This is a genomic window from Haloferax sulfurifontis ATCC BAA-897, assembly GCF_000337835.1.
Classification (GTDB): domain Archaea; phylum Halobacteriota; class Halobacteria; order Halobacteriales; family Haloferacaceae; genus Haloferax; species Haloferax denitrificans.
The window spans coordinates 67,967-91,197 of the sequence record NZ_AOLM01000022.1 but is presented as its reverse complement, the minus strand read 5'-3'; the positions used below and the strand labels follow the sequence as shown (position 1 = coordinate 91,197).

27 protein-coding genes are annotated in these 23,231 nt (G+C 68.8%); 14 read left to right on the top strand and 13 right to left on the bottom strand.

Going from position 1 to position 23,231, the window contains the following annotated elements:
- Window positions 1–204 precede the first annotated feature (204 nt).
- The 3 genes from C441_RS13350 (at window position 205) to C441_RS13340 (ending at window position 2,446) form a co-directional block, all read left to right on the top strand.
- Entirely contained in the window at window positions 205–984 is a 780-nt protein-coding gene (locus C441_RS13350; RefSeq protein ID WP_007275546.1) for an Lrp/AsnC family transcriptional regulator, read from the top strand.
- Window positions 985–1,134: 150 nt separating this feature from the next.
- A complete protein-coding gene (locus C441_RS13345; protein ID WP_007275545.1) occupies window positions 1,135–1,914 on the top strand; it encodes a 23S rRNA (uridine(2552)-2'-O)-methyltransferase in 780 nt (259 codons plus the stop codon).
- Between the two features lie 154 nt (window positions 1,915–2,068).
- Window positions 2,069–2,446, top strand: coding sequence for a DUF7475 family protein (locus C441_RS13340; RefSeq protein ID WP_007275544.1), 378 nt, complete (start codon window positions 2,069–2,071; stop codon window positions 2,444–2,446).
- Between the two features lie 88 nt (window positions 2,447–2,534).
- On the opposite strand, the gene C441_RS19990 is transcribed toward C441_RS13340, so the two are convergent.
- From C441_RS19990 to C441_RS13325, 4 genes are all read right to left on the bottom strand, one after another.
- Window positions 2,535–2,711: a hypothetical protein gene (locus C441_RS19990; RefSeq protein ID WP_004968931.1), complete on the bottom strand. Its 177-nt coding sequence runs from the start codon at window positions 2,709–2,711 to the stop codon at window positions 2,535–2,537.
- 55 nt (window positions 2,712–2,766) lie between these two features.
- Entirely contained in the window at window positions 2,767–3,486 is a 720-nt protein-coding gene (locus tag C441_RS13335) for a queuosine precursor transporter (RefSeq protein ID WP_007275543.1), read from the bottom strand.
- Window positions 3,479–3,655 (bottom strand): ribbon-helix-helix domain-containing protein, encoded by a 177-nt coding sequence (locus C441_RS13330; protein WP_007275542.1) that lies wholly within the window; start codon window positions 3,653–3,655, stop codon window positions 3,479–3,481. The genes C441_RS13335 and C441_RS13330 overlap by 8 nt, the downstream gene beginning before the upstream one ends.
- A 110-nt stretch (window positions 3,656–3,765) precedes the next feature.
- The gene (locus C441_RS13325; RefSeq protein WP_007275541.1) at window positions 3,766–5,922 is read right to left on the bottom strand and encodes a twin-arginine translocase subunit TatC; all 2,157 of its coding nucleotides are present in this window, start codon (window positions 5,920–5,922) and stop codon (window positions 3,766–3,768) included.
- A gap of 130 nt (window positions 5,923–6,052) precedes the next feature.
- On the opposite strand from C441_RS13325, the gene C441_RS13320 reads away from it, so the two are divergent.
- A complete protein-coding gene (locus C441_RS13320; protein WP_007275540.1) occupies window positions 6,053–7,486 on the top strand; it encodes a twin-arginine translocase subunit TatC in 1,434 nt (477 codons plus the stop codon).
- 37 nt (window positions 7,487–7,523) lie between these two features.
- Here the strand turns inward: C441_RS13320 and C441_RS13315 are convergent, their stop codons facing one another.
- Window positions 7,524–8,006: an SRPBCC domain-containing protein gene (locus C441_RS13315; protein ID WP_007275539.1), complete on the bottom strand. Its 483-nt coding sequence runs from the start codon at window positions 8,004–8,006 to the stop codon at window positions 7,524–7,526.
- 74 nt (window positions 8,007–8,080) lie between these two features.
- On the opposite strand from C441_RS13315, the gene C441_RS13310 reads away from it, so the two are divergent.
- On the top strand, window positions 8,081–8,719 hold the full coding sequence (locus tag C441_RS13310; protein ID WP_007275538.1) for a histidine phosphatase family protein: 639 nt from the start codon (window positions 8,081–8,083) through the stop codon (window positions 8,717–8,719).
- Window positions 8,720–8,784: 65 nt separating this feature from the next.
- Here the strand turns inward: C441_RS13310 and larE are convergent, their stop codons facing one another.
- Window positions 8,785–9,681 (bottom strand): ATP-dependent sacrificial sulfur transferase LarE, encoded by an 897-nt coding sequence (gene larE, locus C441_RS13305; RefSeq protein ID WP_007275537.1) that lies wholly within the window; start codon window positions 9,679–9,681, stop codon window positions 8,785–8,787.
- A gap of 178 nt (window positions 9,682–9,859) precedes the next feature.
- Between larE and C441_RS13300 the strand changes: the two genes are divergently transcribed.
- Both C441_RS13300 and C441_RS13295 read left to right on the top strand, forming a co-directional pair.
- Window positions 9,860–11,854, top strand: coding sequence for a MutS-related protein (locus C441_RS13300; protein ID WP_007275536.1), 1,995 nt, complete (start codon window positions 9,860–9,862; stop codon window positions 11,852–11,854).
- An 83-nt stretch (window positions 11,855–11,937) separates the two neighbouring features.
- On the top strand, window positions 11,938–12,207 hold the full coding sequence (locus C441_RS13295; RefSeq protein WP_007275535.1) for a hypothetical protein: 270 nt from the start codon (window positions 11,938–11,940) through the stop codon (window positions 12,205–12,207).
- Here C441_RS13295 and C441_RS13290 read toward each other — a convergent pair.
- Window positions 12,201–12,608, bottom strand: coding sequence for a hypothetical protein (locus tag C441_RS13290; RefSeq protein ID WP_004973843.1), 408 nt, complete (start codon window positions 12,606–12,608; stop codon window positions 12,201–12,203). The genes C441_RS13295 and C441_RS13290 overlap by 7 nt on opposite strands.
- A gap of 162 nt (window positions 12,609–12,770) precedes the next feature.
- Between C441_RS13290 and C441_RS13285 the strand changes: the two genes are divergently transcribed.
- Both C441_RS13285 and rpiA read left to right on the top strand, forming a co-directional pair.
- Window positions 12,771–13,895 carry an ORC1-type DNA replication protein gene (locus tag C441_RS13285; protein ID WP_007275534.1) on the top strand — a complete coding sequence of 375 codons (1,125 nt, stop codon included), beginning with the start codon at window positions 12,771–12,773 and terminating at the stop codon, window positions 13,893–13,895.
- Window positions 13,896–13,955: 60 nt separating this feature from the next.
- Window positions 13,956–14,648, top strand: a complete 693-nt coding sequence (gene rpiA, locus C441_RS13280) for a ribose-5-phosphate isomerase RpiA (RefSeq protein WP_007275533.1) — start codon at window positions 13,956–13,958, stop codon at window positions 14,646–14,648.
- Window positions 14,649–14,792: 144 nt separating this feature from the next.
- On the opposite strand, the gene C441_RS13275 is transcribed toward rpiA, so the two are convergent.
- The gene (locus C441_RS13275) at window positions 14,793–14,960 is read right to left on the bottom strand and encodes a DUF1931 family protein (RefSeq protein ID WP_004045310.1); all 168 of its coding nucleotides are present in this window, start codon (window positions 14,958–14,960) and stop codon (window positions 14,793–14,795) included.
- Between the two features lie 184 nt (window positions 14,961–15,144).
- Here C441_RS13275 and larB point away from each other — a divergent pair, with 184 nt between their 5' ends.
- From larB to C441_RS13260, 4 genes are all read left to right on the top strand, one after another.
- On the top strand, window positions 15,145–15,906 hold the full coding sequence (gene larB / locus C441_RS13270; RefSeq protein WP_007275532.1) for a nickel pincer cofactor biosynthesis protein LarB: 762 nt from the start codon (window positions 15,145–15,147) through the stop codon (window positions 15,904–15,906).
- Between the two features lie 146 nt (window positions 15,907–16,052).
- Entirely contained in the window at window positions 16,053–16,202 is a 150-nt protein-coding gene (locus C441_RS20755; protein WP_187367346.1) for a DUF7563 family protein, read from the top strand.
- A gap of 94 nt (window positions 16,203–16,296) precedes the next feature.
- A complete protein-coding gene (locus C441_RS13265; protein WP_007275531.1) occupies window positions 16,297–16,536 on the top strand; it encodes a GIY-YIG nuclease family protein in 240 nt (79 codons plus the stop codon).
- Between the two features lie 62 nt (window positions 16,537–16,598).
- Complete coding sequence (locus C441_RS13260) at window positions 16,599–17,972, top strand: phosphoglucomutase/phosphomannomutase family protein (RefSeq protein ID WP_007275530.1); 1,374 nt, start codon at window positions 16,599–16,601, stop codon at window positions 17,970–17,972.
- A gap of 11 nt (window positions 17,973–17,983) precedes the next feature.
- Here the strand turns inward: C441_RS13260 and C441_RS13255 are convergent, their stop codons facing one another.
- The 3 genes from C441_RS13255 to samp2 all read right to left on the bottom strand — a co-directional run bounded on the left by C441_RS13255 (window position 17,984) and on the right by samp2 (window position 19,075).
- A complete protein-coding gene (locus C441_RS13255; RefSeq protein WP_007275529.1) occupies window positions 17,984–18,364 on the bottom strand; it encodes a DUF7344 domain-containing protein in 381 nt (126 codons plus the stop codon).
- Between the two features lie 77 nt (window positions 18,365–18,441).
- Entirely contained in the window at window positions 18,442–18,867 is a 426-nt protein-coding gene (locus C441_RS13250) for a GNAT family N-acetyltransferase (protein ID WP_007275528.1), read from the bottom strand.
- 7 nt (window positions 18,868–18,874) lie between these two features.
- On the bottom strand, window positions 18,875–19,075 hold the full coding sequence (gene samp2, locus C441_RS13245) for a ubiquitin-like small modifier protein SAMP2 (RefSeq protein ID WP_004973827.1): 201 nt from the start codon (window positions 19,073–19,075) through the stop codon (window positions 18,875–18,877).
- Window positions 19,076–19,180: 105 nt separating this feature from the next.
- Here samp2 and C441_RS13240 point away from each other — a divergent pair, with 105 nt between their 5' ends.
- A complete protein-coding gene (locus C441_RS13240; RefSeq protein WP_007275527.1) occupies window positions 19,181–20,164 on the top strand; it encodes a replication factor C small subunit in 984 nt (327 codons plus the stop codon).
- An 80-nt stretch (window positions 20,165–20,244) separates the two neighbouring features.
- On the opposite strand, the gene C441_RS13235 is transcribed toward C441_RS13240, so the two are convergent.
- Both C441_RS13235 and C441_RS13230 read right to left on the bottom strand, forming a co-directional pair.
- Window positions 20,245–22,506: a GAF domain-containing protein gene (locus C441_RS13235; protein WP_007275526.1), complete on the bottom strand. Its 2,262-nt coding sequence runs from the start codon at window positions 22,504–22,506 to the stop codon at window positions 20,245–20,247.
- Window positions 22,507–22,653: 147 nt separating this feature from the next.
- Window positions 22,654–23,139, bottom strand: coding sequence for a TspO/MBR family protein (locus C441_RS13230; RefSeq protein WP_007275525.1), 486 nt, complete (start codon window positions 23,137–23,139; stop codon window positions 22,654–22,656).
- Between the last annotated feature and the right edge of the window lie 92 nt (window positions 23,140–23,231).

Here is a 23,231-nt window from a genome sequence, read left to right as displayed (position 1 = left end):
AAATTGTGGGCGGGTGGGGGAGAGGTCGCACGCGTCCGGACTGGCTCGTCTTCGCGGTCCCTCACGGACTGGTACGGGGCTGACCTCCCCTCGCGGCCCCTCGTTCGAGCGGTTCCGTCTCGCAAGACGAGCGTCGTCCAGACAAGCCTTATAAGAAAACGCGGGGTAGCTAACTTCGCAAACCGAAACTCGACACAGCCACCGATGCCATATCGAAACACCGACCACCGCCTCGACGAGATCGACCGACGCATCCTCTACGCCCTGATGAACGATGCGCGTAACACGTCCGCCAGCACGCTCGCCGCGGAGGCCGGTGTCTCCGGAGCCACCATCCGGAACCGCATCCACAAGCTCGAAGACTCCGGAATCATCCGCGGCACCACCGCGCAGGTCGATTTCGAGCGCGCCGGCGGGAAGCTCACGAACCTCTATCTCTGCGACGTTCCCGTGACCGAAAGAGAGGCGCTCGCGCACGAGGCGCGGGCGATTCCGGGCGTCATCAACGTCCGGACGCTGATGACCGGCCGCCGCAACCTCCACGTCCTCGCGGTCGGCGAGAGCACCGGCGACCTCCGACGCGTCGCGCGACTGCTCACCGACATCGGCATCCACATCGAAGACGAAGACCTCCTCGAAGAGGAACTGTTCGCCCCCTACGGACCGTTCGACCCCGAGGACGGCGGCCACGCGCCCGAAGCCAACGACTTCATCAGCCTCACCGGCGACGCGAGCGTCGTCGAGGTCTCCGTGCAATCCGACGCGCCGATTGCCGACCTCACGCTCGAAGACGCCTCCGAGCGGGGGATTCTCGACGAGGAGACGCTCGTCATCGCCATCGAGCGGGGCGACCGGGAACTCACGCCGCACGGGGACACGGTCATCAAGCCGGACGACATCGTGACGATTCTCTCCCGCGCCGGCGGCGACGCGGACGCGCTGTCGGCGTTCCGCGGCCCGCAGACGGAGTCGTCTGCGGGCTGACTTCGACGGTGTCGCGCCTCAGTCGGCGCCGACGCGCCTCCGGGTGGTATCCGATGTGCCTTTCCGGGCTGACCACGTCACACCCGATATGAACGCGAATTCGCCGGCCGTTCCCGCGCGGAACATCTCGGGCAGTTCAGCGAGGTAACCATGGCACGAAAAGACCACTACTACAACAAGGCCAAACAGGAGGGCTACCGCGCCCGCTCGGCCTACAAACTGAAGCAACTCGACGGGGACGCGGGCCTGTTCGGTCCCGGTAACACCGTCGTCGACCTCGGTGCCGCCCCCGGCGGGTGGTTACAGGTCGCCTCCGAGAAGGTCGGCGACCACGGCAAGGTCGTCGGCGTCGACCTCCAGCGAATCCGCGGTATCGACCGCGACAACGTCCAGACGATTCGCGGCGACATGACCGAAGACGAGACGAAAGAGGAACTGACGGCCGTCATCGGCGAGCGCGGGGCCGACGCCGTCGTCTCCGACATGGCGCCGAACATGACCGGCGAGTACTCGCTGGACCACGCCCGCTCCGTCTACCTCGCCCGGCAGGCGTTCGAGGTCGCACAGGAGCTGTTGGCGACCGGCGGCGACTTCGCCGTGAAGGTGTTCGACGGCCCGGACGTGGCGGACCTCCGCGCCGACATGGAACGGGAGTTCCAGTACGTCCGGTCGATGCGCCCCGACGCCTCCCGCGACAGCTCCTCCGAGCAGTACCTCGTCGGCAAGCACTTCCTCACCGCCCCGGTCCGGAAGGGCGACGAACTCGACGTGGAAATCGTCGACGTCGGAAGCGAGGGCGACGGCATCGCCAAAGTCGAGGACTTCACGCTGTTCGTCTCCGGCACGGAGGCGGGCGACACGCCGACGGTCCGTGTCACCGACGTGAAACCGCGGTTCGCCTTCGCCGAACCAATAGACGACGAAGACTGAGCGCGTCGGTTCCGCACGCCGGTCCCCCGCGTCGAGTCCGGCGCGTCTCGCGCCCGCGGGCCGCCGCGTCGCCGACCTCGTCTCCTCCGCAATTTGTGTCTAACTTCGGGCAAGCATTATCCCCGCTTGACACGACTCTGCTCGTGAGTCACCCATGTCAGCAGATACGACGACCACCGACCCGCGACCGCTGTTCACCGGCCTCCCGTCAGGCATCGTTCCGTACGTCGCCATCCTCGGGGCGTTGGCGTCCGTGTACGCCCACCTCTCGCTCGCGCCGGTGTTGATGCAGTTCAACCAGACGCAGGCGATTCTGTTCGTCCTCGCCGGCGTCGGGTTCCTCGCGGGCATCGCCGTCTACCTGAGCAAGTTCTGGCGGCGCGAGTTCTACCTCGTCGCCATCGCGTTCGCGCTCGCCCAAATCGCGGCGTGGGTCGTCATGAGCGGGCGAGTCAGCGAGATGGCGATTCTCTCCAAGAGCGGCGAGGCCGTCTTCAGCGTCGCGGCGGCGTACCTCTATCTGAACGAGTGAACGAGTCGCCGGACGCCGACGGGACCGCCTGAGAACGCTGTTCGTCCGGTTCCGCGACTCGGCGTCTCGTCGGTCTCGCCCGTCGTTTTCAGTCGTACACCACGAGGTCGAGCCGAAGTCCCGTTCGACACCCCTTCCACCCGCCGCGGCAGGCTCCGGTGGCGAGGATGTCCCCGAACGACGTGTAGGTCCCGCAGTTCGGACAGCGAACCCCCATCTCCATCCCGTCCCGCTCGGTGAGCCTGTGGCGGTGCTCGTCGGCCATACGTCGTGTGGTATGCTACCAAAAGAGATAAGCCGTCCGTCGCCCCGGGCGCGTCTCAGTCCGCGACCCAGCCGTCGGTCGAGGACTCGTCGTCGCCGCGGAGGAGCGCGACGGTCCCGTAGACGAACGGGGTGTCCACGACCGCGATGAGGAGCTTCAGGAGGTACTGGCCCACGGCGAGGCCGATGAGGACGTTCCACGGGAGCACGTCTCCGATGCCGAGGACCGTCGGCGCGACGTAGAACCCGACGCCGACGAAGATGACCGTGTCGATGGCCTGACTCGTCGCCGTCGAGACGATGTTGCGGAGCCAGAGGTACGAGCCGTCGGTCAGCTCGCGGATGCCGTGGAAGACGATGACGTCCCAGTTCTGACTCACGAGGTACGCGAGCAGGCTCCCGGCGACGATGTTCGTCCCCGACGAGAGCACCGTGGCGAACTGCGCGGCGAACTCGGGGTTCGCGGCGGGCGCGGCGATGGTGCTCCAGACGAGGCCGAGGAGGACGAAGTTCATGGCGAAGCCGACGTTCACCATGACCTGCGCCGCCCGGCGGCCGTACAGTTCGGAGTAGCAGTCGGACGCGAAGAAGGTGAGCGCGTACGCCAGCGCCGCCCCCGGCATGAGGATGGCCGCGCCGACGAACGGGAGTTCGCCCACCGCCGACGGCAGGGGAATCGAGAGCAGTTTCGACGCCGTCAACTGCGCCGTCGTCAGCGCGGTGACGAACAGCCCGACGAGGGCGACCTGTCCGACGGCTGACCGCCCCTCACTCATCTTCGACGAGGCGGTTGTGTCGGTCGTCGATTTCGTCGAGGATGTCGAGCGTCTTCCGGATGGACGCCCGAACCGCATCGCTCCGGTTCACGAACTTCCCGTCGTCGCCGACGTGCTCGTCTAGGTCAGCGAGCAGTTCGTCGGGTATCTCGACGCTTATCTTGGCCATACTCCGCGATTCTCGTGAGAATACTTAACGCCTTTTCAACGGCCGTAACGGCGGTGTTCGGCGCGTCTTCGGGTTGGCGAATTGACGAGTCGGTCGCGGTCGGCCCGCGCTCACTCCGCCGCGCCGCGGGCGGGCGAGAGGTCGCGCCGGCCGCCGACGGTCAGCACGAACAGGACGCCGAGGCCGACGCCGTAGGCGGCCATCAGCGGGAGCGTCACCATGAACATCGTCGTGATGCTCGCTGGGGTGAACACCGCCGAGATGGCGAGGATGAACACCGTGACCTCGCGCCAGCGCTTCCGCATCATCCGGTAGCTGACGCCGGCGGTGTTGAGAAGCACCATCAGGATGGGCACGTCGGCGAGAAGGCCGATACCCGCGGTGGTGAAGAAGATGAGCCAGAAGAAGTTGGTGATGCGGTAGGAGATTATCATGTTCGCCGCGAGCGCGTCCTCGACGAGGAACGTGATGACCGTCGGCGCGACGTAGCTGTAGCCGAGCGCGAAGCCACCGAGGAGACCGCCGGCGAGCGCGCCGGTCCACAGGAAGACGGTCCGGCGGCGCCGGCGGATGATGTTGCGCTCGCGGAGCGCGGGCCACGCGAAGTACGCGAGGAGCGGAAGCGTCGCCAGCACGGCCAGAATCGTCGAGAACTTCACCTCGAAGATGAGCGCCTCCATCGGGTGGAGTGCGACGACGTTGAGCACTTCTTCCGGCGTCACGACGGCGGGGAGCCGCCCGAGGAAGTCCTCGTAGACGTCCCGGATTCCGCCCGTGTAGAGCCAGCCGAACGTCACCGCGAGGACGAGCATGAACCAGCCGACGACCCAGAACGCCCGCGAGGTGAGCGAGTCGACGATGAACGCGATGTCGGTGTAGTAGCCGCCGATGTCGTCCTCGTCGGTCTCGCCTTCGGTCAGTTCGGCGAAGAACGCGCCGCCCGCGCGAGTCGTCCGGTCTTCGAGTTCGCCCGGCTCGTCTTCGGCGTCGGCCGCCTCGGCCTCGCGGTCCGCTTCGGCCTCGTCGAACCGGTCGATGAGCGCCTGCGCTTTGGCCTTGTCGCCGTCGTCGATGGCGGCGGACGCGAGGCTCATAATCTCGTCTTCGTCGCGGTCGGCGAAGACCTCCGGCGGCGCGGCGCGGACGCCGGCGACGTCGAGCGCCGAGAGGTCGAGCTTCGAGGGATCGCCGACGCCGACTTCGGTGCGTTCGATCCGCTCGATGTCGCGGTAGACGAGATAGGCGAGCCCGAACGCGAGGCCGACGACGCCGCCGCCGGCGACGAACGCGCCCAACGCGAGTTGCGAGCCGGGGTCGAGGAACACGTAGTCGCTTCCGACCGCGGCGAGGCCGTCGTTGACGAGTTCCACGCCGCCGTACTCGTAGAAGGCGTAGACGAGGAGGCCGCCGACGACGCCGACGCCCGCGAGGTGGTTCCAGTGGTGCGCCGCCGTCGATTTGACGTCCATCTTCTCGCTCCCGCGTTTGGCCGTGACGACCACGCGGGCGAGATAGAGGCTGAACGCGTACAGCGAGATGACGGGGACCGCCCACATGATCTGGGTGAACGGGTCCGGCGGGGTGAACAGCGCGCCGAAGGCGAAGATACCGACGACGGCGTGCCGCCACTTGTCGCGGAACAGTTCGTAGGGGACGATTTCGGCGTACGAGAGGCCGGTCATCGCGAGCGGGAGCTGGCTCGCGAGGCCGAACGAGAGCGTGAGCAGGAAGATGAACTGCGCCCACTTCACGATGGAGTAACTCGGCGTGAAGCCGGCCGACAGCGCGTTCTGCGCGAGGAACGCGAAGGTGAACGGGAAGAAGACGAAGTAGCCGTAGGCGACGCCCGCGGCGAACAGCACGACCATCGTCAGCCCGATGAGCGCGAGTTTCCACGGCGCGACGGGCGATTTGGGCCACGCGCCCCGGGCTTTCAGCGCGTCCCGCGAGACGTAGATGAACGGCGGGACCGCGAAGAGAACCCCCACGACGAGGCCGATTTTCGCCTGCAAGAGAATCACGTCGAACGGCGTCTGGGCGATGATGCTGACGTTCCCGGAGACGCTGGCGTCCATCTGCGCCTTGGTCACGCCCCGGAAGAACCCCCAGACGTAGAGTCGGAGCGCGTAGAACGTGCCGAGGAACCCGACGAGGAAGACGATAAAGACCTTCTGGAGGTCCTTTTGCGCCGCTCGGAGCATCGCACCGGCGGTCTCGCGGCCTGCCGCGATGGTCTGTTGGGTGTCCTCGTCGAGGGCGCTGGACATACGTACGTGGCGAAAGCAGTCTGGCGGTTATCAATCTTTTTCACCGCGGGCGTGATTTCGACCCCCTCGACGCGCCTCCTCGGCGCGATGCGAAAAGACCTATAACTGGCCGGAAGCGTAGGACACCTGAATGGCGGACGAGGAGCGCGACACAGGGCTCTCTGCGGCCGACGACGAGACGGACGCCTCGGGCGACGCCGACCAGCGCTCGTCCGACGAGTCTGGCGACGATGGGCCTTCGTCGTCCGACGGTCCGGTTTACGGTCGAGTCACCCCGCGAGACGAGGCCGTCACCGACGGGTTTGACGACGGCGAGACGGACGACGCTCCCGACGAGACGGACGACGACGGCGCTTCCGGCGATACTGATGAGACCGGCGACGCCGACGACGGCGCTTCCGGCGGTACTGATGAGACCGGCGACGCCGACGACGGTGCTTCCGGCGATACTGATGAGACCGGCGACGCCGACGACGGCGCTTCCGGCGGTACTGATGAGACCGGCGACGCCGACGACGGCGCTTCCGGCGACGCCGACGAGCCCCGCCTCCTCGCCGACGACGAACACACCTCGCACGTCCCCGAGGGGACGTACGACGATTCGCGCGAGGAGTCGGCCGACGCCGGAGCCGGACCGAACGCGGCGGCCGACGGCGCGACCCCCGCTCTCTCGGGCGAGGACGAGGTGAGCGGCGTGGCCCCGTCGCCCGCGCCCGCCGCCGACGACTTCGACGACGACTTCGACGACGAGGACGTCGGCGGGCTCGTCGGCGAGGCCCCCGAAAGCGACCAGGAGATGCCCCTGACCGCGCACATCGAGGAGATGATTCGCCGGTTGGCGGTCGTCCTCGGCGTCGCCGGTGCGATTACGCTCGTGCTGTTCCCCGGCGCGGACATCCTCAACGCGCTCGTGGACACGCAGGCCGCCTTCGGCGTCCACATCCCGAGCGCGACCGACGTCATCAACTTCCTCTGGAACTCCCACATCCCCGGCGCGGAGACCATCGTCGACCGCCGGCCGCGACTCTACGGCCCGCTCGAACTCATCCTCACCAAACTGAAGGTCGCCGGCCTCGCCGGGACCGTCATCGGCCTCCCCGTGTTCGTCTACGAGACGTACCTGTTCATGCGCCCCGGGCTCTATCCGAAAGAGCGCAGATACTACCTCGCGGCCGTCCCGACGAGCCTCATCCTCGCGCTCGTCGGCGTCCTCTTCGCGCACTTCGTGGTGCTCCCGGCCATCTTCGCGTACTTCACCTCCTACACCGAGGGGACCGCGGTCGTCGCGTTCGGTCTCAAAGAGACGTTCAACCTCATCCTCATTCTGATGGGCTACATGGCGGTCGTCTTCCAGATTCCGCTGTTCGTGGAACTGGCCATCATGATGAACCTCGTCACCCGGCGGTGGCTCGAAGACCGCCGCCTGCTGTTCTGGGGCGCGTTCCTCGGCCTCGCGTTCCTCGTCAGCCCCGACCCGACCGGGATGGCTCCCATCATCATCGGCGCGACGATGATCGTCCTGTTCGAGGGGACGCTCGCGGCCTTGCGCTGGACCGGGAACTAAGCGACACACTGGCGTCCGTCACGCGTCTGAGCCGTTTTCACGCCGCGTCCGTCGACTCCGTCGCCTCCCGCTTCTCGGCCGCGACCATGCCCTCGACGCGCGTCTTCAGTCCCTCGTTCATGGCGACGAACCCCGCCCGGGTCCGCTCGCCGACGAACCGCAACAGGAGTCCGGCGAGGACGCCCGAGAACGTCTCGGACTGCTCGAATCGGGCGCGCTCGCCGCCGTCGAGCGGTTCGAGGCGGAACCGGTGTTCGCCGTCGAACAGCCCCGGGAAGACGAGGTGGCCGAGCCAGCGCAGTTCGCGGTGCTTCTCGCAGTGGGTCACGTCGGGTTCGAACTCCGACTCGCGGCCGCCCGGCGGCCGCAGGTGGACGGTGAGCGTCGCGCCCTCGTTCGGCCGCCCGGCGATTCGCATGAACGGGTTCCACTCGGGGTAGCGGTCGAAGTCGACGAGCGTCTCCCACACCCGTTCGGGCGGGGCGTCTATCTCGATGCTCGTTTCGAGTTCGTGTGCCATACCCAACAGTTGGCGCGCCGAGACCGTGAATCTCGCGCGGAACGTTCATTGCCGGTGGGGAGAGAGACGGACGTATGGCAACCCTCCTTCTCGCCAGACACGGCGAGACGACGTGGAACCGCGCCGGGCGCATACAGGGGTGGGCCCCCGTGTCGCTCACCGAGCGCGGCCGCGCGCAGGCCGACGCCCTCGCGCACCACGTCGCGGACACCTACGAGGTCGACCGCCTCGTCTCCTCTGACATCGAACGCGCCCAAGAGACCGCCCGCCCCGTCGCCCGCGAACTCGGCGTCGAACCCGTCCTCGACTCCGCGTGGCGCGAGCGCGACGTGGGGTCGCTTCAGGGGCTCGAATTCGACGAGCTCACGGACCGGTACCCGCAGTACTCCCTCGCGGCGGTCGGCGCGCCCGCCGCCCGCGAGCGCCCCCCGAGCGGCGAGAGCCTCGTCGAGGTCCGCCGCCGCGTCCTCAACGCCCGCGAGGGGCTCGCCGACTCGCTCGCCACCGACGAGACGGTGCTCGTCGTCAGCCACGGCGCGCCGATTCGGCTGTCGCTCGGCGAGGTGAAGGGACTCGACGTCGTCGAGGCGATGCTGTCGCAACCGCTCGACAACGGCGGCATCTGCGAGCTCGAAGTCGAACTGAGAAACGACGGCGACGAGCCGTCCGTCCACGTCGTCGCCGAGAACGAGACGCGATTCCTGACGACGTAGGCCGTTCTGCGGGCGATTGGGCGATTCTCGGTGCGGTCGCGGCGCTCGCGTTTCCTCGCGTTTCCTTACTCCCGCATCGGGTAGTCCTGCGCGAACACGTCGTCCACGAGGAGGTCGTCGTCGCCCGCGTCGGCGTCCGTATCCGCCTCGGCCGCGGGGCTGACGCTCCCGGTCCGGTAGCCGTGGAGGTCGAGCGTGACGTGGTCGAAGCCGGCGTCCTTCAGGTGGTCGCGGGCGGCGCGGACGAAGTCGGCGTCGAGGGCGCGGTCGAGTTCCTCCGGCGCGACCTCGATGCGGGCGAGGCCGTCGTGGTCGCGGACGCGGAACTGCTCGAAGCCCCACGTCCGGAGAATCGTCTCGGCGCGTTCGACCCGCGAGAGCCGTTCCTCGGTGACTTCGAGCCCGGTCGGAATCCGCGAGGAGAGACAGGCCATCGAGGGCTTGTCGGCGACCGACAGGCCGTAGTCGTCGGCGATGGCGCGGACCTCCTCTTTCGTGATGTCGTGGGCTAAAAGCGGCGACAGCACCTCTAACTCCTCGACGGCGCGGAGGCCGGGGCGGTGGCCCTCGCCGGGGTCCGAGGCGTTCGTCCCGTCGCAGACGGCCTCGATGCCGCGGTCGCGGGCGGCCTCGTACATCCGGCCGAGGCGCATCGTCCGGCAGTGGTAACACCGGTCGTCGTCGTTGGCGACGAAGTCGGGGTTGTCCAACTCGGAGAACTCGACGGTCAGGTGTTCGATGCCGATTTCCTCGGCGACGCGCCTCGCGTCGTCCAACTCGGCGTCCGGCAGGGTCTCGCTTTTCGCGGTGCAGGCGACCGCGTCGTCGCCGAGCGCCTCGTGGGCGAGTGCGGCGACCACGCTGGAGTCCACGCCGCCCGAAAAGGCGATGAGGACGCTCTCGCGCTCCGCGAGCGCCTCGCGTACTTCGTCGGCCTTCGCCGCGACGTCTCGCTCGCTCATGGCCTTCCTTCCCGGCCGACGGGCAAAAGCCCCTCGCCCCCGGCGCGAACGACCGCGAAGGCCGGACGCGCCGGCGAACCGGCCGCGACAGGCGCTCTCTCGGCGGGCGCGACCCGCGCGTCGTCCCGCGGTCACCACCCCGCGACTTTTTGTCCTATGCCGCGATAGGTCCGCCCGAATGGACTTCGAGACCATCCCGGGCGTCGGCGAGAAGACCGCCGCCGCGCTCGCGGAACTCGACGACGCCGAGCGAGCGCTCACCGACGGCGACGTGGCGGCGCTCGCGCGGGCGCCGGGGCTCTCTGAGGGCAGGGCGGCGGCCATCGCCCGCGGGGCGATTCGCCGCGACCACGACGACCCCGGCGGCTTCCTCGCCACCGACCGCGCCTCGGAGATATACCGCGACGCGCTCGGCCTCCTGCAGGCGCGGACGGTCACGACGTACGCCGAGAAGCGACTGGAGACGCTGTTTCCGACCGGGTCGGCCTCGCGCATCGAGGAGGTCCGGGCGTTCGCCGCCGCCGCGACCGACCTCGACCCCGACCCCGACGTGCTCGCGGCGCTGGCTGGCGTCGAACCTCTCGCGGACCCGAAGCCGCGTCGCGTCCGCGAGCGCTGTCTCGCCACCGCCGACGCGGAGCGCTACGCCGCCGCCAAGGAGGCGTTCCCCGAACTCTCCATCGAGGTCGTCGAGAACGGCCGCGACATCGCCGAACTCGCGCGGTCGTACTCGACGGTGGTCGTGCTGGACGAGTCGTTCGCCGGCATCGACGTCGAGGGCGACGTGCGCGTCCTCCCCGACGCCGCCGAGCGGACCGACGAGGTCGTCCCCGAGCGACTGCTCGCCTTCTTCGCCGCGAACCGCGAGGCCTTGGAAGCGGCCGCCGCGGTCCACGAAGCGACCGAACTCGACCCGCCGTGTGACCTCGCCGCCCTCCGCGACGCCCTCTCTCGGCTGGCCGACGACGGGACCGTCCTCGGCGACGACGAACTCGAACGCCTCTCGAACGCGGTGGACGACCTCGACACCGCCGTCTCGACCGCCGAGTCGGTCGCCAACGACCGCCTCCGCGACGTGATTCGAGAGCGCGACGTGACCATCGAGGGGACCGACTTCCTGTCGCTCGTCGAGCAGGGCGCGCGCGTCGACTCCCTGCTGTCGCGCGAACTCGAAGACGAGTTCGACGAGGCTCTTTCGGCCGCCCGCGACCACCTCGTCGAGTCGCTGTCGCTCCGCCCCGGCGAGGCCGACCTCACGGAGCGCGTCTTCCCCGAGGACCCGTCGTTCCCGCTCGGCCACGACGAGGACGCCGTCGGCCGCCTCCGAACCGAACTGAAGGCCGCCCGCGACCGCCGCGCCGCGAAGTTGAAAGCCGGTCTCGCCGCCGACCTCGGCGACCTGCGCGACCCCGTCGAGACGCTGGTCCGCGACGCGCTCGAACTCGACGTGCGCCTCGCCGTCTCGCGGTTCGCCCGCGACTTCGACTGCGTCTTCCCCGAGTTCACCGGCGCGGCCGGAAACGACGGAGCCGGGTCGTTCGCCATCGAGGCCGGCCGCTCGCCCCTCCTCGACGTGGGCTTCGCGGACGTCGACCCGGTGGACTACGAGGTGTCGGGCGTCACGCTCCTGTCGGGCGTCAACAGCGGGGGCAAGACCTCGACGCTCGACCTCGTGGGGCTCGTCGTCGTCCTCGCGCACATGGGGCTTCCCGTCCCCGCCGAGTCGGTCCGGCTCTCGCGGTTTTCCGAACTCCACTACTACGCCAAGTCGCAGGGAACGCTCGACGCCGGCGCGTTCGAGAGCACGCTCCGCGACTTCGCCGCGCTCACCGACGGCGCGGCCGACCGACTCGTCCTCGTGGACGAACTGGAGAGCATCACCGAACCCGGCGCGTCGGCCAAAATCATCGCCGGCATCCTCGAAGAACTCGCCGAACAGGGCGCGGCCGCGGTGTTCGTCTCGCACCTCGCCGGCGGCATCCGAGAGGCGGCGGACGTGTCGGTCGCGGTCGACGGCATCGAGGCGGTCGGGCTGGAGGACGGCGAACTCGTCGTCAACCGCTCGCCCGTGAAGGACCACCTCGCGCGGTCGACACCGGAGCTCATCGTGGAGAAACTGGCCGGCGAGAACGAGACGAGCTTCTACGGGCGACTGCTGGAGAAGTTCGACTGACGCGGCCGTCTGTGGCGATGTTCGACTGACGCGATCGCCCGCGGCGACGCACGATTTATCTTGGCTCGCCGACAACCCCGCCCGTGCCCTCCGATTCGCTCTCCCCCGAGGAACGACAGCAGTACGACCTCGTCTACCACGCCACGAAAAACGCCATCTGGGACGTGCTCGGGACCGCCGTCTACCTGGTGTTTCTGGTGTTCGGCGGGTTCCTCGTGCTGTTCGTCTTCGTGCTTCCGGCGCTGGGGGCGCTCTCGCGGACCGGCGGGACGCCGGTCGCCCTCGGTATCGGCGCGGTCGGACTGCTTCTACTCGTCGCCATCGGTTACCGAATCGTCCGGCTCCTTCAGTAAGTGACGTACCGGCTCGCGACCTCCCACCGGACCGCGGCGACGACACCGACCGCGCCGAGCAGTACGGCGACGAGTGAACCGACTGTCGTCGGGGCGGTGTAGTCGGTGGTCGCGTCGAACTCGAACGCGTGGTAGGTGCCGTCGCGCTCGACGAGTCCCGGGAGGTTCCCAGGGTCGTCTTCGAACCGAAGCACCTCGCCGGCGAGGGCGCGGTCCACGGCCCGCTGTTCCGACTGAGAGAGTTCGCTGTACAGCGGGGGAACCGTCTCCGGCGTCTCCGACAGTTGCCCCTCGTATCGATAGCTGTAGTCTTCGTCAGCGACGAAACCGAACCCGAGCACGCCGCCCCCGACGAGCGCAAGCGAGACGAGCAGCGCGGCGAGTTGTATTCGAGTTGCCATGACTGCGCATCCATTGTTGGAAAATTAACTATTGTGGCTCGGGTTCCGGTGGTTGGCGGTTGAACGCGTTCGGGACGCGTCGAGACAATGCGTCCGTCCGCCCCCCCCGTCGGACGCCGCCGCGGTAAACGATTAAGTCCCCCGCGCGTGGTACTTCACTCGATGAGGGAGGACCCCGAAGAGGGGATGCTGTCGTGGGACGAGACGGTGTTCCGCGACGAACACGTCTTCGAAATCGACCACGTTCCGGAGACGTTCAACCACCGCGAGAGCCAACTGCGGAGCCTGAAGTACGCGCTCCGGCCCGCGGTCCGCGGCTCTCGCCCCCTGAACACGATGGTGCGTGGTCCGCCGGGGACGGGCAAGACCACCGCGGTCCAGAAGCTGTTCGGCGAGTTGGGCACGCAGTCGGGCGTCCGGACCGTCCGGGTGAACTGCCAGGTCGACTCGACGCGCTACGCGGTGTTCTCGCGGGTCTTCGAGCATATCTTCGAGTACGAACCCCCGTCGTCGGGCATCTCGTTCAAGAAGCTGTTCGGCCAGATAACCGACCGCCTCGTCGAGGACGACGAGGTGCTCGTCGTCGCGCTCGACGACGTGAACTACCTGTTCTACGAGAACGAGGCCTCCGACACGCTCTACTCGCTGTTGCGCGCCCACGAGGCGCACTCCGGCGCGCGCATCGGCGTCATCATCATCTCGTCAGACCTCTCGCTCGATGTCATCGACGAACTCGACGGGCGCGTCCAGAGCGTCTTCCGGCCCGAGGAGGTGTTCTTCCCCCGCTACGACGTGGACGAAATCGTCGACATCCTCCGCGGCCGGTCGAAGCGCGGCTTCCACGAGGACGTTATCGGCGCGCCCGAACTCGACCAAGTCGCGGAGTTCACCGCCGACAGCGGCGACCTCCGGGTCGGCATCGACCTGCTCCGCCGCGCCGGTCTGCACGCCGAGATGCGCGCCTCCCGCACCGTCGACATGGAGGACGTTGAGGCGGCCTACGACAAGTCGAAGTACGTCCACCTCTCGCGGTGTCTGCAGGGGCTTTCGGACCCCGAACGCGAGCTCGTCCGGGTCGTCGCCGAGTACGACGGCGAGCGCGCCGGCGAGGTTTACGAGGCGTTCAACGAGGAGACCGGTCTCGGTTACACGCGCTACTCCGAACTCGTGAACAAACTGGACCAACTGGGCGTCATCGAGGCCCGGTACACCGAAATCGAGGGACGGGGTCGGACCCGCGCCATCTCGCTCGCCTACGACGCGGACGCGGTCTTGGACCGCCTCTGAGGGCGGCTCGCTCGCCCCGTTTCAGGACCATTTTTACTCGCCGGCCGAGTCGGCAGAGCCATGAAGACTACCGGCGGAACCGACGCGCAGAAGCGCCGAGCCGCGGCGGCGGCGGTCGAAGCGGTCGAAGACGGGACCGTCGTCGGCCTCGGTACCGGCAGTACCACCGCCTTCGCCATCCGCGCCATCGGCGACCGCGTCGCCGACGGCCTCGACGTTCGGGGCGTCCCGACCTCCTTCGCGGCCCGCGAACTCGCCCGCGAGTGCGACATCCCCGTCGCCGACCTCGACGAAGTCGACGCCATCGACCTCGCTATCGACGGGGCCGACCAGGTGGCGACGACCGACGGCGCGCTCGTCAAGGGCGGCGGTGCGGCCCACGCCCGCGAGAAAGTGGTCGACGCCTTCGCCGACCGGTTCCTCGTCGTCGCGGACCCCTCGAAGACCGCCGAAACGCTCTCGCGCGCCGTCCCCATCGAGGTGCTTCCGTCGGCGCGGACGACCGTCGCGGCGGGCGTCTCGGACCTCGGCGGCGAGGCGACGCTCCGCCGCGCCGAGCGGAAGGACGGCCCCGTCGTCACCGACAACGGGAACCTCGTTCTCGACTGCGAGTTCGGCGCGATTTCCGACCCCGAGTCGCTTGCGACCGACCTCGCGTCGCTCCCCGGCGCGGTCGAACACGGCCTGTTCGTCGGCCTCGCGGACGCGGTCTACGTCGGCACCGACGACGGCGTCGACGTCACCGAATACTGACTCGATTGGTCCGGCGCTCGAACGGACCTGCGGCAGACCGGGTGGTCCGGCGCTCGAACGGGCACCGACGACCGACTCGATTTGCGGGACACGGCCGGCGCTCACCGGCCGGCGATAAAAGAACGAGAGGTCTAAAGACCGAGTTTACAGGTCGCGGGGCTGGACCGTCTTACGGTCGTTCTGCTCAGCGCGGCGAGCAGCGTCTTCGAGAAGCTCCTTGACTTCCTCGTCGAGAGCGTCGTAGAAGTCCGAGGCCACGTTCTTGTCCTTGAGCGCTTCCTTGACGGCTGCCTTGACAATGAGGTCTGCCATACAGAATGTCCTACCGATTCTCCTTTAATAAACTTTCCTATATTGGACGTTAATACCGCCGGATTTGGGGGTTATGGCGCTTCTATGAGGACGGATTTATCGGGAACAATCTCCACTTATATATGCTTTATCCTCGCGAGGGCGGAACGACGGGTATGAGTACGCCTCGGGCCAACGTGCGGCCATGCGCGACATCTTGGAGGCGGTCGCGGACGGTTCGCTCTCGCCCGCCGAGGCCGAGGTACGACTCTCCGGGTACGCGACGACCGACGCCGGGCGGTTCGACGCCGCCAGAGAGACGCGGCGCGGCGTCCCCGAAGCGATTCTGGCAGAGGGAAAAACGCCCGACGAGACGGCGACGCTGGCCGTCGCGGCGGTCGAGACCAGCGGTCGGGCGCTCGTCACCCGGGCAGACACCGCCCACGCCGAGGCCGTCGCCGACGCCCTCCCGGACGCCGACGTCGACCGCGACGCCCGGGCGAAGACGGTCGCCGCGGCCGCGCCGGACTTCGAGCGCCCCGACCTCGACGCGACCGTCGCTATCGCCACCGGCGGCACCTCCGACGCTGAGGCCGCGGGTGAGGCGGCCGCCGTCCTCCGCGAGATGGGCGCGGACGTCGAGCGAATCGAGGACGTGGGCGTCGCCCATCTCGGACGCGTGCTCGACCACCTCGACACGCTCCGCGAGGCCGACGTGGTCGTCGTCGCCGCCGGCCGCGAGGGCGCGCTTCCGACCGTCGTCGCCGGCCTCGTCGACACGCCGGTCATCGGCCTGCCCGTCTCGACGGGCTACGGCCACGGCGGCGACGGCGAGGCCGCCGTCCTCGGGATGCTCCAGTCGTGTACCGTCCTCTCCACGGTGAACGTCGACGCCGGCTACATCGCCGGCGCGCAGGCCGGACTCATCGCCCGCGCGGTCGCCGACGCCCGCGACGACGACGCCTGAGCGGGCGTTGTAGACACGCCTGAGCGGCGGCAGTTGTCCCTCCGTGGTCGTGCGCGATTTCGCGTGCGTACGCACACGCGCGAAGCCCTCTTATGGGTGGGGTACCGTGTAGCATACACCGGCTCGGTGGCTGCCGGACCGCAACAATGCCAGTCTGTGACCACTGCGGGTCACACGTCTCCGAGCGCTTCGCACGCGTGTTCGCCGACAAGGACGGTCAGGTTCTCGCCTGTCCCAACTGCTCGGCGAACGCGGGTATCGCGGAGGTCGCTCGACAGCGTGCCCGCACCGCATGACCACTGAAGCGACAAAAGACCACCACGCGAAGCCAACACCTCGTGCACGAGGCCGGGCGCAGGGTTCATATCCGCGCCCCTGAACCATTCTCTCGTGCACTTCGTCTACGTCATCGAGTGTAGCGACGGCTCGCTGTACACCGGATACACCACCGACGTGGAGCGACGCGTCGCCGAACACGACGCCGGCGAGGGCGCGAAGTACACCCGCGGTCGGACCCCGGTCGAACTCGTCCACGTCGAGGCGTTCGAGTCGAAGTCGGCGGCGATGTCCCGCGAGTACGAGATCAAACAGCTCCGCCGCCGGGAGAAACTGCGGCTCGTGGAGTCGTGAGCGCGTCACCTCCCCGTCGGCTCGTAACGTAGTTTTTTGCCCCGCCGCGGAGTGGTGCGCGTATGGACGAAATCTCATTCGGGACCGACGGGTGGCGCGCCACGCTGGACACCTTCACCGACGACCGCGTCCGCGTCGTCGGACAGGCCGTCGCCGACTACCTCGCCGACGAGGGCTTCACCGCGCCGGTGCTCGTCGGCTACGACGCCCGCGAGACCTCCCCCGGTTTCGCGGAGTCGCTCGCGGAGGTCGTCGCCGGAAACGGCTTCGACGTGCTCCTGCCGGAGCGGGACTGTCCGACCCCGCTCGTCGCCTACGCCATCGCCGAGCGCGGCCTCTCGGGGGCGCTCATGGTCACGGCCTCGCACAACCCGCCGGAGTACAACGGCGTGAAGTTCATCCCCTCGGACGGCGCGCCGGCGCTCCCCGACGTGACCGACGCAGTCGCCGAGCGACTCGCCGAGCCGGACCTCCTGCCCGAGTCCGAACGCGGCACCATCGAGCGCGTCGACGTGGTCTCGCCGCACGCCGACCACGCGATGGACCTCGTCGGCGACGACCTCTCGGGTCTCACGGTCGTCTACGACGCCATGCACGGAAGCGGTCGCGGCGTCACCGACGCGCTCCTCGAAGCCGCCGGCGCGGAGGTCGTCCGCCTCCGGTGTGAACGCGACGCCGACTTCGGCGGCATCTCGCCGGAGCCCTCCGCGGAGAACCTCGGCGGCCTCGCCGAGGCGATGGCCGAACACGACGCCGACCTCGGGGTCGCAAACGACGGCGACGCCGACCGCATCGCCATCGCCACGCCCGACCGCGGCGTCCTCGACGAGAACCTCTTTTTCGCCGCCGTCTACGACTACCTGCTCGAATCGGACGCCGGGCCGGCCATCCGGACCGTCTCGACCACGTTCCTCATCGACCGCATCGCCGAGGCCCACGGCGAGGAGGTGTTCGAGACCGCGGTCGGCTTCAAGTGGGTCGCCGACGGCATGCGCGAACACGACGCGCTCATGGGCGGCGAGGAGTCCGGCGGCTTCTCGGTCCGCGGGCACGTCCGCGAGAAGGACGGCGTGCTGATGGGCCTGCTCGCGGCCGCCGCGACCGCCGAGGAGGACTTCGACGCGCGCCTCGACCGCATCGAGGCCGAACACGGCGAAATCGTCGCCGACAAGATAAGCGTCGCCTGCCCCGACTCCGAGAAGGCGCGCGTCATCGACGAGTTAGAGGACGTGCTCCCCGAGACGGTCGCCGGCCGCGACATCGCCAAGGTCGTCACGCTCGACGGCTTCAAACTCCTCTTAGAAGACGGCTCGTGGCTCCTCGTCCGCCCCTCGGGGACGGAGCCGAAGATGCGCGTCTACGCCGAAGCCGGGAGCGAAGACGCGGTCTCGTCGCTCCTCGAAGCCGGCCGCGAACTCGTCGAACCCCTCGTCTGAGCGGACCGCTCTCAGAGCTCTCGTCTCTCTTCTTCGTCGCCGACCGGTCTGACGACCCCGCGGTACGCCGGCGTGAAAAGCGGGAGCGTCTCCGCGTGCTCGGTCAGGGAGACGCCGTCTCCCGCCGATTCGACGAGGTCCGCGGCCTGTAGCTTCGGCAGGTGGACGTGGACGATGCCGACCTCGGCCTGCTCGACGACCTGTAGGTCCACCTCGTCGGGAGGGAGGTCGGTCGTCCGGACCGCGAGGGCGACCGCGAGGTCCCAGACCGACGCCGGCTCCGACCGGTCGTGGAGGTACTCCAGCACGTAGCGGCGCGACGGGTCCGCGAGCGCGTCGAAAACGCGGTCCCAGTCGGTCAGGATACGGTCGCTCCGGTCTCGCTTTGCCATGGGCTTGACTCCCTAGCTCTTGACGACCGGCGGCTAAATCTATGTCGATTGTTAACTCGTCCCACTCAGAGCGGCCGTCACTCGTCGCGCAGGACGCCGCGAAACCGCCCGTCGTCGTCGCCTCGCTCCTCGATGTCGAATCCGAGCGCCTCGTAGAACGGGCGGATGCCTCCGTCGAAGTCGGCCACGAGGCGGCCCCGACGGTCGAGCGCCGCCCGAACGAGTCGGGTTCCGACGCCCCGGCCGCGGCGACTCGGCGAGGCGGCCACGGCGTCGATGTAGTCGCCGTCGAGCGCCAGCGCGCCAACGACCCGACCTGACGCTTCGGCGACGAGGCAGTCTCCGGCGGCCAGTCGGTCGCGGACCTCGCCCGCGTCGGCTTCGAGCAGTCCGGCGTCGAGGACGCGCATCACGGCCACCAGTTCGTCGGGGTCGCCCTCGCGGACGCGGATATCGTCGTCGTCGGCTCCTGCGGTGTCGTCGGCTCCTGCGGCGTCGTCCATGCGCCGACTACCCGCCTTTGATGAGGCGGAGCACCTTCACGCGGTCGACCTCGACGGGCTGGTCTTCGGGGACGGGGCGGCCGTCGACGAGGACGGTCACCTCGTGGGGGCTGAGGTCCACCGCCCGCACGAGGTCCGCGTAGGTCCCGCCGTCGCCGACGGCGACCTCGCTGGTCTCCTCGCCGACGACCTCGACGGTCACGTTCATGGTCGCTCGTGGGTCGGGCGCGGGTTTCAGTCCGTCGGCTCGGCGTCGGCCGAGGGCGCTCTCCGTCTCGCACGGTTTATGTGCGGGGCGGTCGGTAGAACGGATATGAGCGAGGCCGCGGAGTCGGGCGACGCCCCGGCGGGTCGTGAAATCTGGATCGAGAAGTACCGACCGCAGACGTTCGACGACGTCTACGGGCAGGACGACATCGTCGAGCGCCTGCGGAGCTACATCGAGCGCGACGACCTGCCGCACCTCCTGTTCGCGGGGCCGGCGGGCGTCGGCAAGACCACCTCCGCGACGGCCATCGCCCGCGCCATCTACGGCGACGACTGGCGCGGCAACTTCCTCGAACTCAACGCCTCCGACGAGCGCGGCATCGACGTGGTCCGCGACCGCATCAAGAACTTCGCACGCTCGTCGTTCGGCGGCCACGACTACCGCGTCATCTTCCTCGACGAGGCCGACTCGCTGACGAACGACGCGCAGTCGGCGCTCCGCCGGACGATGGAGCAGTTCTCCGACAACACCCGGTTCATCCTCTCGTGTAACTACTCCTCGAAGATCATCGACCCCATCCAGTCGCGCTGTGCGGTGTTCCGCTTCTCGCCGCTCGGCGACGACGCCGTCGCGGAGCAGGTCCGCGACATCGCCGCGGCCGAGGGCATCGAGGTCACGGAGGACGGCCTCGACGCGCTCGTCTACGCCGCCGGCGGCGACATGCGCCGCGCCATCAACTCCCTGCAGGCCGCCGCGACGACCGGCGAAGTCGTCGACGAGGAGGCCGTCTACATGATTACCTCGACCGCCCGCCCCGAGGACATCGAGAGGATGGTCCGGAACGCCATCGACGGCGAGTTCACGGCCGCCCGCAAGCAGTTAGAGACGCTCATCGTCGACACCGGAATGGCCGGCGGCGACATCATCGACCAGCTCCACCGCTCGGTCTGGGAGTTCGACCTCGACGAACGCGAGGCCGTCCGCCTCATGGAGCGCATCGGCGAGGCCGACTACCGCATCTCGGAGGGCGCGAACGAGCAGGTCCAGCTCGAAGCGCTCCTCGCGTCGCTCGCACTCTCGCAGAACTGAACTCGGTACACTGAACCGGCCGCGCCGACCGCCGCGGTTCCCGGTCGTCTCCGGTCTCTCCGCTCGTTTTCACTCGCCCGTCACGCCCGGAACTCGAAGCGCGCGCCGCCCGCCGTCCCCGACGTCACGACGGCCGTCCAGCCGTGGGCCTCGGCGATGGACTCGACGATGGCGAGGCCGTAGCCGATGCCGTCCTCACCGGTCGTCTCGCCCGGTTCGAACACCTCGTCGCGGCGCTCGGGCTCGATGCCCGGGCCGTCGTCTTCGACGTAGAAGCCGCCGTCGACGCCGCCGACCTCGACGCGCACGTCGCGGCCGCCGTGTTCGACCGCGTTCCGAAACAGGTTCGCCAGCAGTTCGACGAGGCGGTCCTCGTCGGCATCGACGACGACCGACTGGCAGGTGACCAACTCGGCGTCGGCGGTCTCGGTCGTCGCCCACGCCTGTTTGGCGACCGCCGGGAGGTCGACCCGCTCGGTCTCGTCGACCAGTTGGCCGCGGCGGGCGAGCGACAGCAGGTCGTCGATGAGCTGTTCCATCTGTTCGAGCGCCCGCTCGGCGGTGTCGAACCGCGATACGTCGCCGGTCTCGCGGGCGAGGTCGAGGTTTCCGCGGGCGACCGAAAGCGGGTTCCGAAGGTCGTGGCTCACGATGTTCGCGAACTCTTCGAGGCGCTCGTTCTGTCGCTCTAGCTCGCTTTCGCGGGTCTTCCGCTCCGTGATGTCGGTGTAGATGGCGTAGCCCGCCCCGCGCTCCTCGCCGGGTGACAGCGGGACGACGTTCAGGATGAACTCGCGGACGCCGCCTTCGGTCCGTCGGCGGACCTCCCCGCGGTAGCTCTCGCCGGCGGCGACGAGGAGTTCGGGGATGGTCTCGTCGGCCCCGGGTTCGGGGACGGGGTCCGGGTCCGGCTCCGGGGGGACGATTCGACCGAGGAGGTCGCTTCCGACGACGTCGTCGGCGTCGTAGCCGAACGCCGACTGGAACGCCCGGTTCACGTCGCGGACCGTGAGCGCGCCGCCCTCCACGTCGTAGGCGACGGCGGCGTCGGAGACGTGTTCGAACAGCGCCGTCGAGCGGTCGCGCTCGTCTCTGAGCCGCGACTCGGCGCGGATGCGCTCGGCCGTGACCGCGACGTGCGCCATGAGGAGTTCGGTCAGTTCGGCGTCCCGCTCGTCGAACGCGGCGGGCGTGAACGCGGTCGCCTGAAAGACGCCGATGTCGCCGATTGGAACACTCAGGACGGCGCGGTACATCCGCTTGACCGGCCGCGCCTCGGGGTGGTCGCGCACGTCGTCGGTGATGTTCGTGGTCCTCGACAGGTACACCTCGGCCGCGATGCCGCCGTCGTCGAGCGGGACGCGCTCCGCGCCGTCGGCCGGGGCGTCGGACGAGATGGCCGTCGGGACGATGTGGCCGTCTTCGACGACGCCCACGTAGCTGATGTCGAACTCCAAGATGTCGTCCGTGATTTCGACGGTCCGCTCGAACAGCTCGTCGAGGCTCGTCGCCGCGGCCAGTTCGGTGGCCCCCCGGTGGAGCCGCTCTATCTGCTCGCGGCTCTGCCTGACGGCGGCCTCCGACTCGATGCGGCTTCGCGTCTCGGAGACGTACGACACGAGGAGTTCGGCCAGCGTGAGGTCGGTCTCGTCGTACGCGCCGACCTCGTTGGAGATAGCCTGAAACACCGCGTCGTCGCCCGCGGGCACGCTCAGCGCCGAGCGATACGCGGGGTCGTTGGGGTCGGCTTCCGGGTGGTCGCGCACGTCGTCCACGAGAAACGAGCGTCCGGTCCGGTAGGTCCGCCCGAGCAGGCCCGTCTCGTCGGATATCGGTCCCGTCCCGACCAGACCGTCGTTGTTGGCGGCGACGTAGAACCCCTCGCCGTCGTGGCGGAAAAACGAGGTGTTGTTGAACTCGAGGATGTCCTCGGTGAGCCCGATGGCGCGTTCGTACAGTTTCTCGACCGTCTCCGCGGCGATGAGCTCCGTCGTCCCCTCGTAGAGCCGTTTGAGGCGCTCCCACTCGGGGTCGTTCCTCGGCTCCGCCGCCCGCTCGGCGTCCGTGTCTGCGCCCGCGTCGTCGCCGGACGCGAGCAACCAGCGGACCTGCGATTCGAGCGCGGCGCGGTCGCCGCGTCTGACGTAGGCGTCGAATCGGTCGGGACGGTCGACGGCCTCGGGCGGCACGTCGGTGTACAGCACCGTCGGCACGCCGTCGCAAACCCCCGCGTCGGGGTCCGCGACGACGACGCAGGCGGCGTCGCTCGGTCCTTTCCCGTCACTCGGTGACGCCACCGTGACCCCGTCGCCGAGGTCGATACCGTCGAAGTCGTCGTCCACGAAAACCGTTGGGTCCGTCGCGTGCACGGCAGTCTCCCTATCGAAGGGCAACGAGAACTATAATCGTTGCGGCATGTTTTCAATGAGCAAGAGCGCGCCGCGAGCGGTCCGATTCGGCGGCGCGGCGCTTTGACCCCGCCGGATTACTCAGTTTAGCGACCAGAAGCCGTAGTTGAGCGCGGCGGCGAAACACGTCCACAGGAGATAGGGGACGAGGAGGCCCACGGCGCGCCGGTCGACGGCGGCGAACTCGCGCATCGTCGCCAGAATCGCCGCGATGAGGACGACGATGACGGCGAGGCCGGCCGCGGGGGACTGCAGTCCGAAGAACGCCGCGGACCACGCGACGTTGACGACGAGGTGGCCGACGAAGACGGTGAGCGCCCGTTCGCGGCGGGGGTGGTCCCGTCGGGAGACGAGCCACGCGGCGACGCCCATCAGGGTAAAAAGCGTCACCCAGACCGGGCCGAACACCCAGTTCGGCGGGGCGAACCACGGGCGGGCGAGCGTCGCGTACCACGACCCCACGGCGGTGACGGTGAAGACGCTCCCGAGCGCGCCGGCGAGTTGCGCGAGGACGACCCACGCGAGCAGTTCGACCGCGGGCCGCCGCCGGAGTGAAGCGAGTTCCATACCCCTCGTACGCTCGGGAGGGAAAAGAACGACGCGGCCCGTGCGGGCGAAATTGTGGGGAATCGGGCGTCTGCGTCCATTTCCCGGAACTG

Coding starts and splice junctions, on each gene's coding strand:
- C441_RS19990 (WP_004968931.1), bottom strand. CDS start 2,711: ATGGCCGACGAGCACCGCCACAGGCTCACCGAGCGGGACGGGATGGAG.
- C441_RS13315 (WP_007275539.1), bottom strand. CDS start 8,006: ATGGCACACGAACTCGAAACGAGCATCGAGATAGACGCCCCGCCCGAA.
- larE (WP_007275537.1), bottom strand. CDS start 9,681: ATGAGCGAGCGAGACGTCGCGGCGAAGGCCGACGAAGTACGCGAGGCG.
- C441_RS13260 (WP_007275530.1), top strand. CDS start 16,599: ATGGACGAAATCTCATTCGGGACCGACGGGTGGCGCGCCACGCTGGAC.
- C441_RS13345 (WP_007275545.1), top strand. CDS start 1,135: ATGGCACGAAAAGACCACTACTACAACAAGGCCAAACAGGAGGGCTAC.
- C441_RS13325 (WP_007275541.1), bottom strand. CDS start 5,922: ATGTCCAGCGCCCTCGACGAGGACACCCAACAGACCATCGCGGCAGGC.
- samp2 (WP_004973827.1), bottom strand. CDS start 19,075: ATGAACGTGACCGTCGAGGTCGTCGGCGAGGAGACCAGCGAGGTCGCC.
- C441_RS13330 (WP_007275542.1), bottom strand. CDS start 3,655: ATGGCCAAGATAAGCGTCGAGATACCCGACGAACTGCTCGCTGACCTA.
- C441_RS13240 (WP_007275527.1), top strand. CDS start 19,181: ATGAGCGAGGCCGCGGAGTCGGGCGACGCCCCGGCGGGTCGTGAAATC.
- C441_RS13250 (WP_007275528.1), bottom strand. CDS start 18,867: ATGGACGACGCCGCAGGAGCCGACGACACCGCAGGAGCCGACGACGAC.
- C441_RS13230 (WP_007275525.1), bottom strand. CDS start 23,139: ATGGAACTCGCTTCACTCCGGCGGCGGCCCGCGGTCGAACTGCTCGCG.
- C441_RS13300 (WP_007275536.1), top strand. CDS start 9,860: ATGGACTTCGAGACCATCCCGGGCGTCGGCGAGAAGACCGCCGCCGCG.
- C441_RS13340 (WP_007275544.1), top strand. CDS start 2,069: ATGTCAGCAGATACGACGACCACCGACCCGCGACCGCTGTTCACCGGC.
- C441_RS13285 (WP_007275534.1), top strand. CDS start 12,771: ATGAGGGAGGACCCCGAAGAGGGGATGCTGTCGTGGGACGAGACGGTG.
- C441_RS13255 (WP_007275529.1), bottom strand. CDS start 18,364: ATGGCAAAGCGAGACCGGAGCGACCGTATCCTGACCGACTGGGACCGC.
- larB (WP_007275532.1), top strand. CDS start 15,145: ATGCGCGACATCTTGGAGGCGGTCGCGGACGGTTCGCTCTCGCCCGCC.
- C441_RS13350 (WP_007275546.1), top strand. CDS start 205: ATGCCATATCGAAACACCGACCACCGCCTCGACGAGATCGACCGACGC.
- C441_RS13275 (WP_004045310.1), bottom strand. CDS start 14,960: ATGGCAGACCTCATTGTCAAGGCAGCCGTCAAGGAAGCGCTCAAGGAC.
- rpiA (WP_007275533.1), top strand. CDS start 13,956: ATGAAGACTACCGGCGGAACCGACGCGCAGAAGCGCCGAGCCGCGGCG.
- C441_RS13320 (WP_007275540.1), top strand. CDS start 6,053: ATGGCGGACGAGGAGCGCGACACAGGGCTCTCTGCGGCCGACGACGAG.
- C441_RS13290 (WP_004973843.1), bottom strand. CDS start 12,608: ATGGCAACTCGAATACAACTCGCCGCGCTGCTCGTCTCGCTTGCGCTC.
- C441_RS13335 (WP_007275543.1), bottom strand. CDS start 3,486: ATGAGTGAGGGGCGGTCAGCCGTCGGACAGGTCGCCCTCGTCGGGCTG.
- C441_RS13310 (WP_007275538.1), top strand. CDS start 8,081: ATGGCAACCCTCCTTCTCGCCAGACACGGCGAGACGACGTGGAACCGC.
- C441_RS20755 (WP_187367346.1), top strand. CDS start 16,053: ATGCCAGTCTGTGACCACTGCGGGTCACACGTCTCCGAGCGCTTCGCA.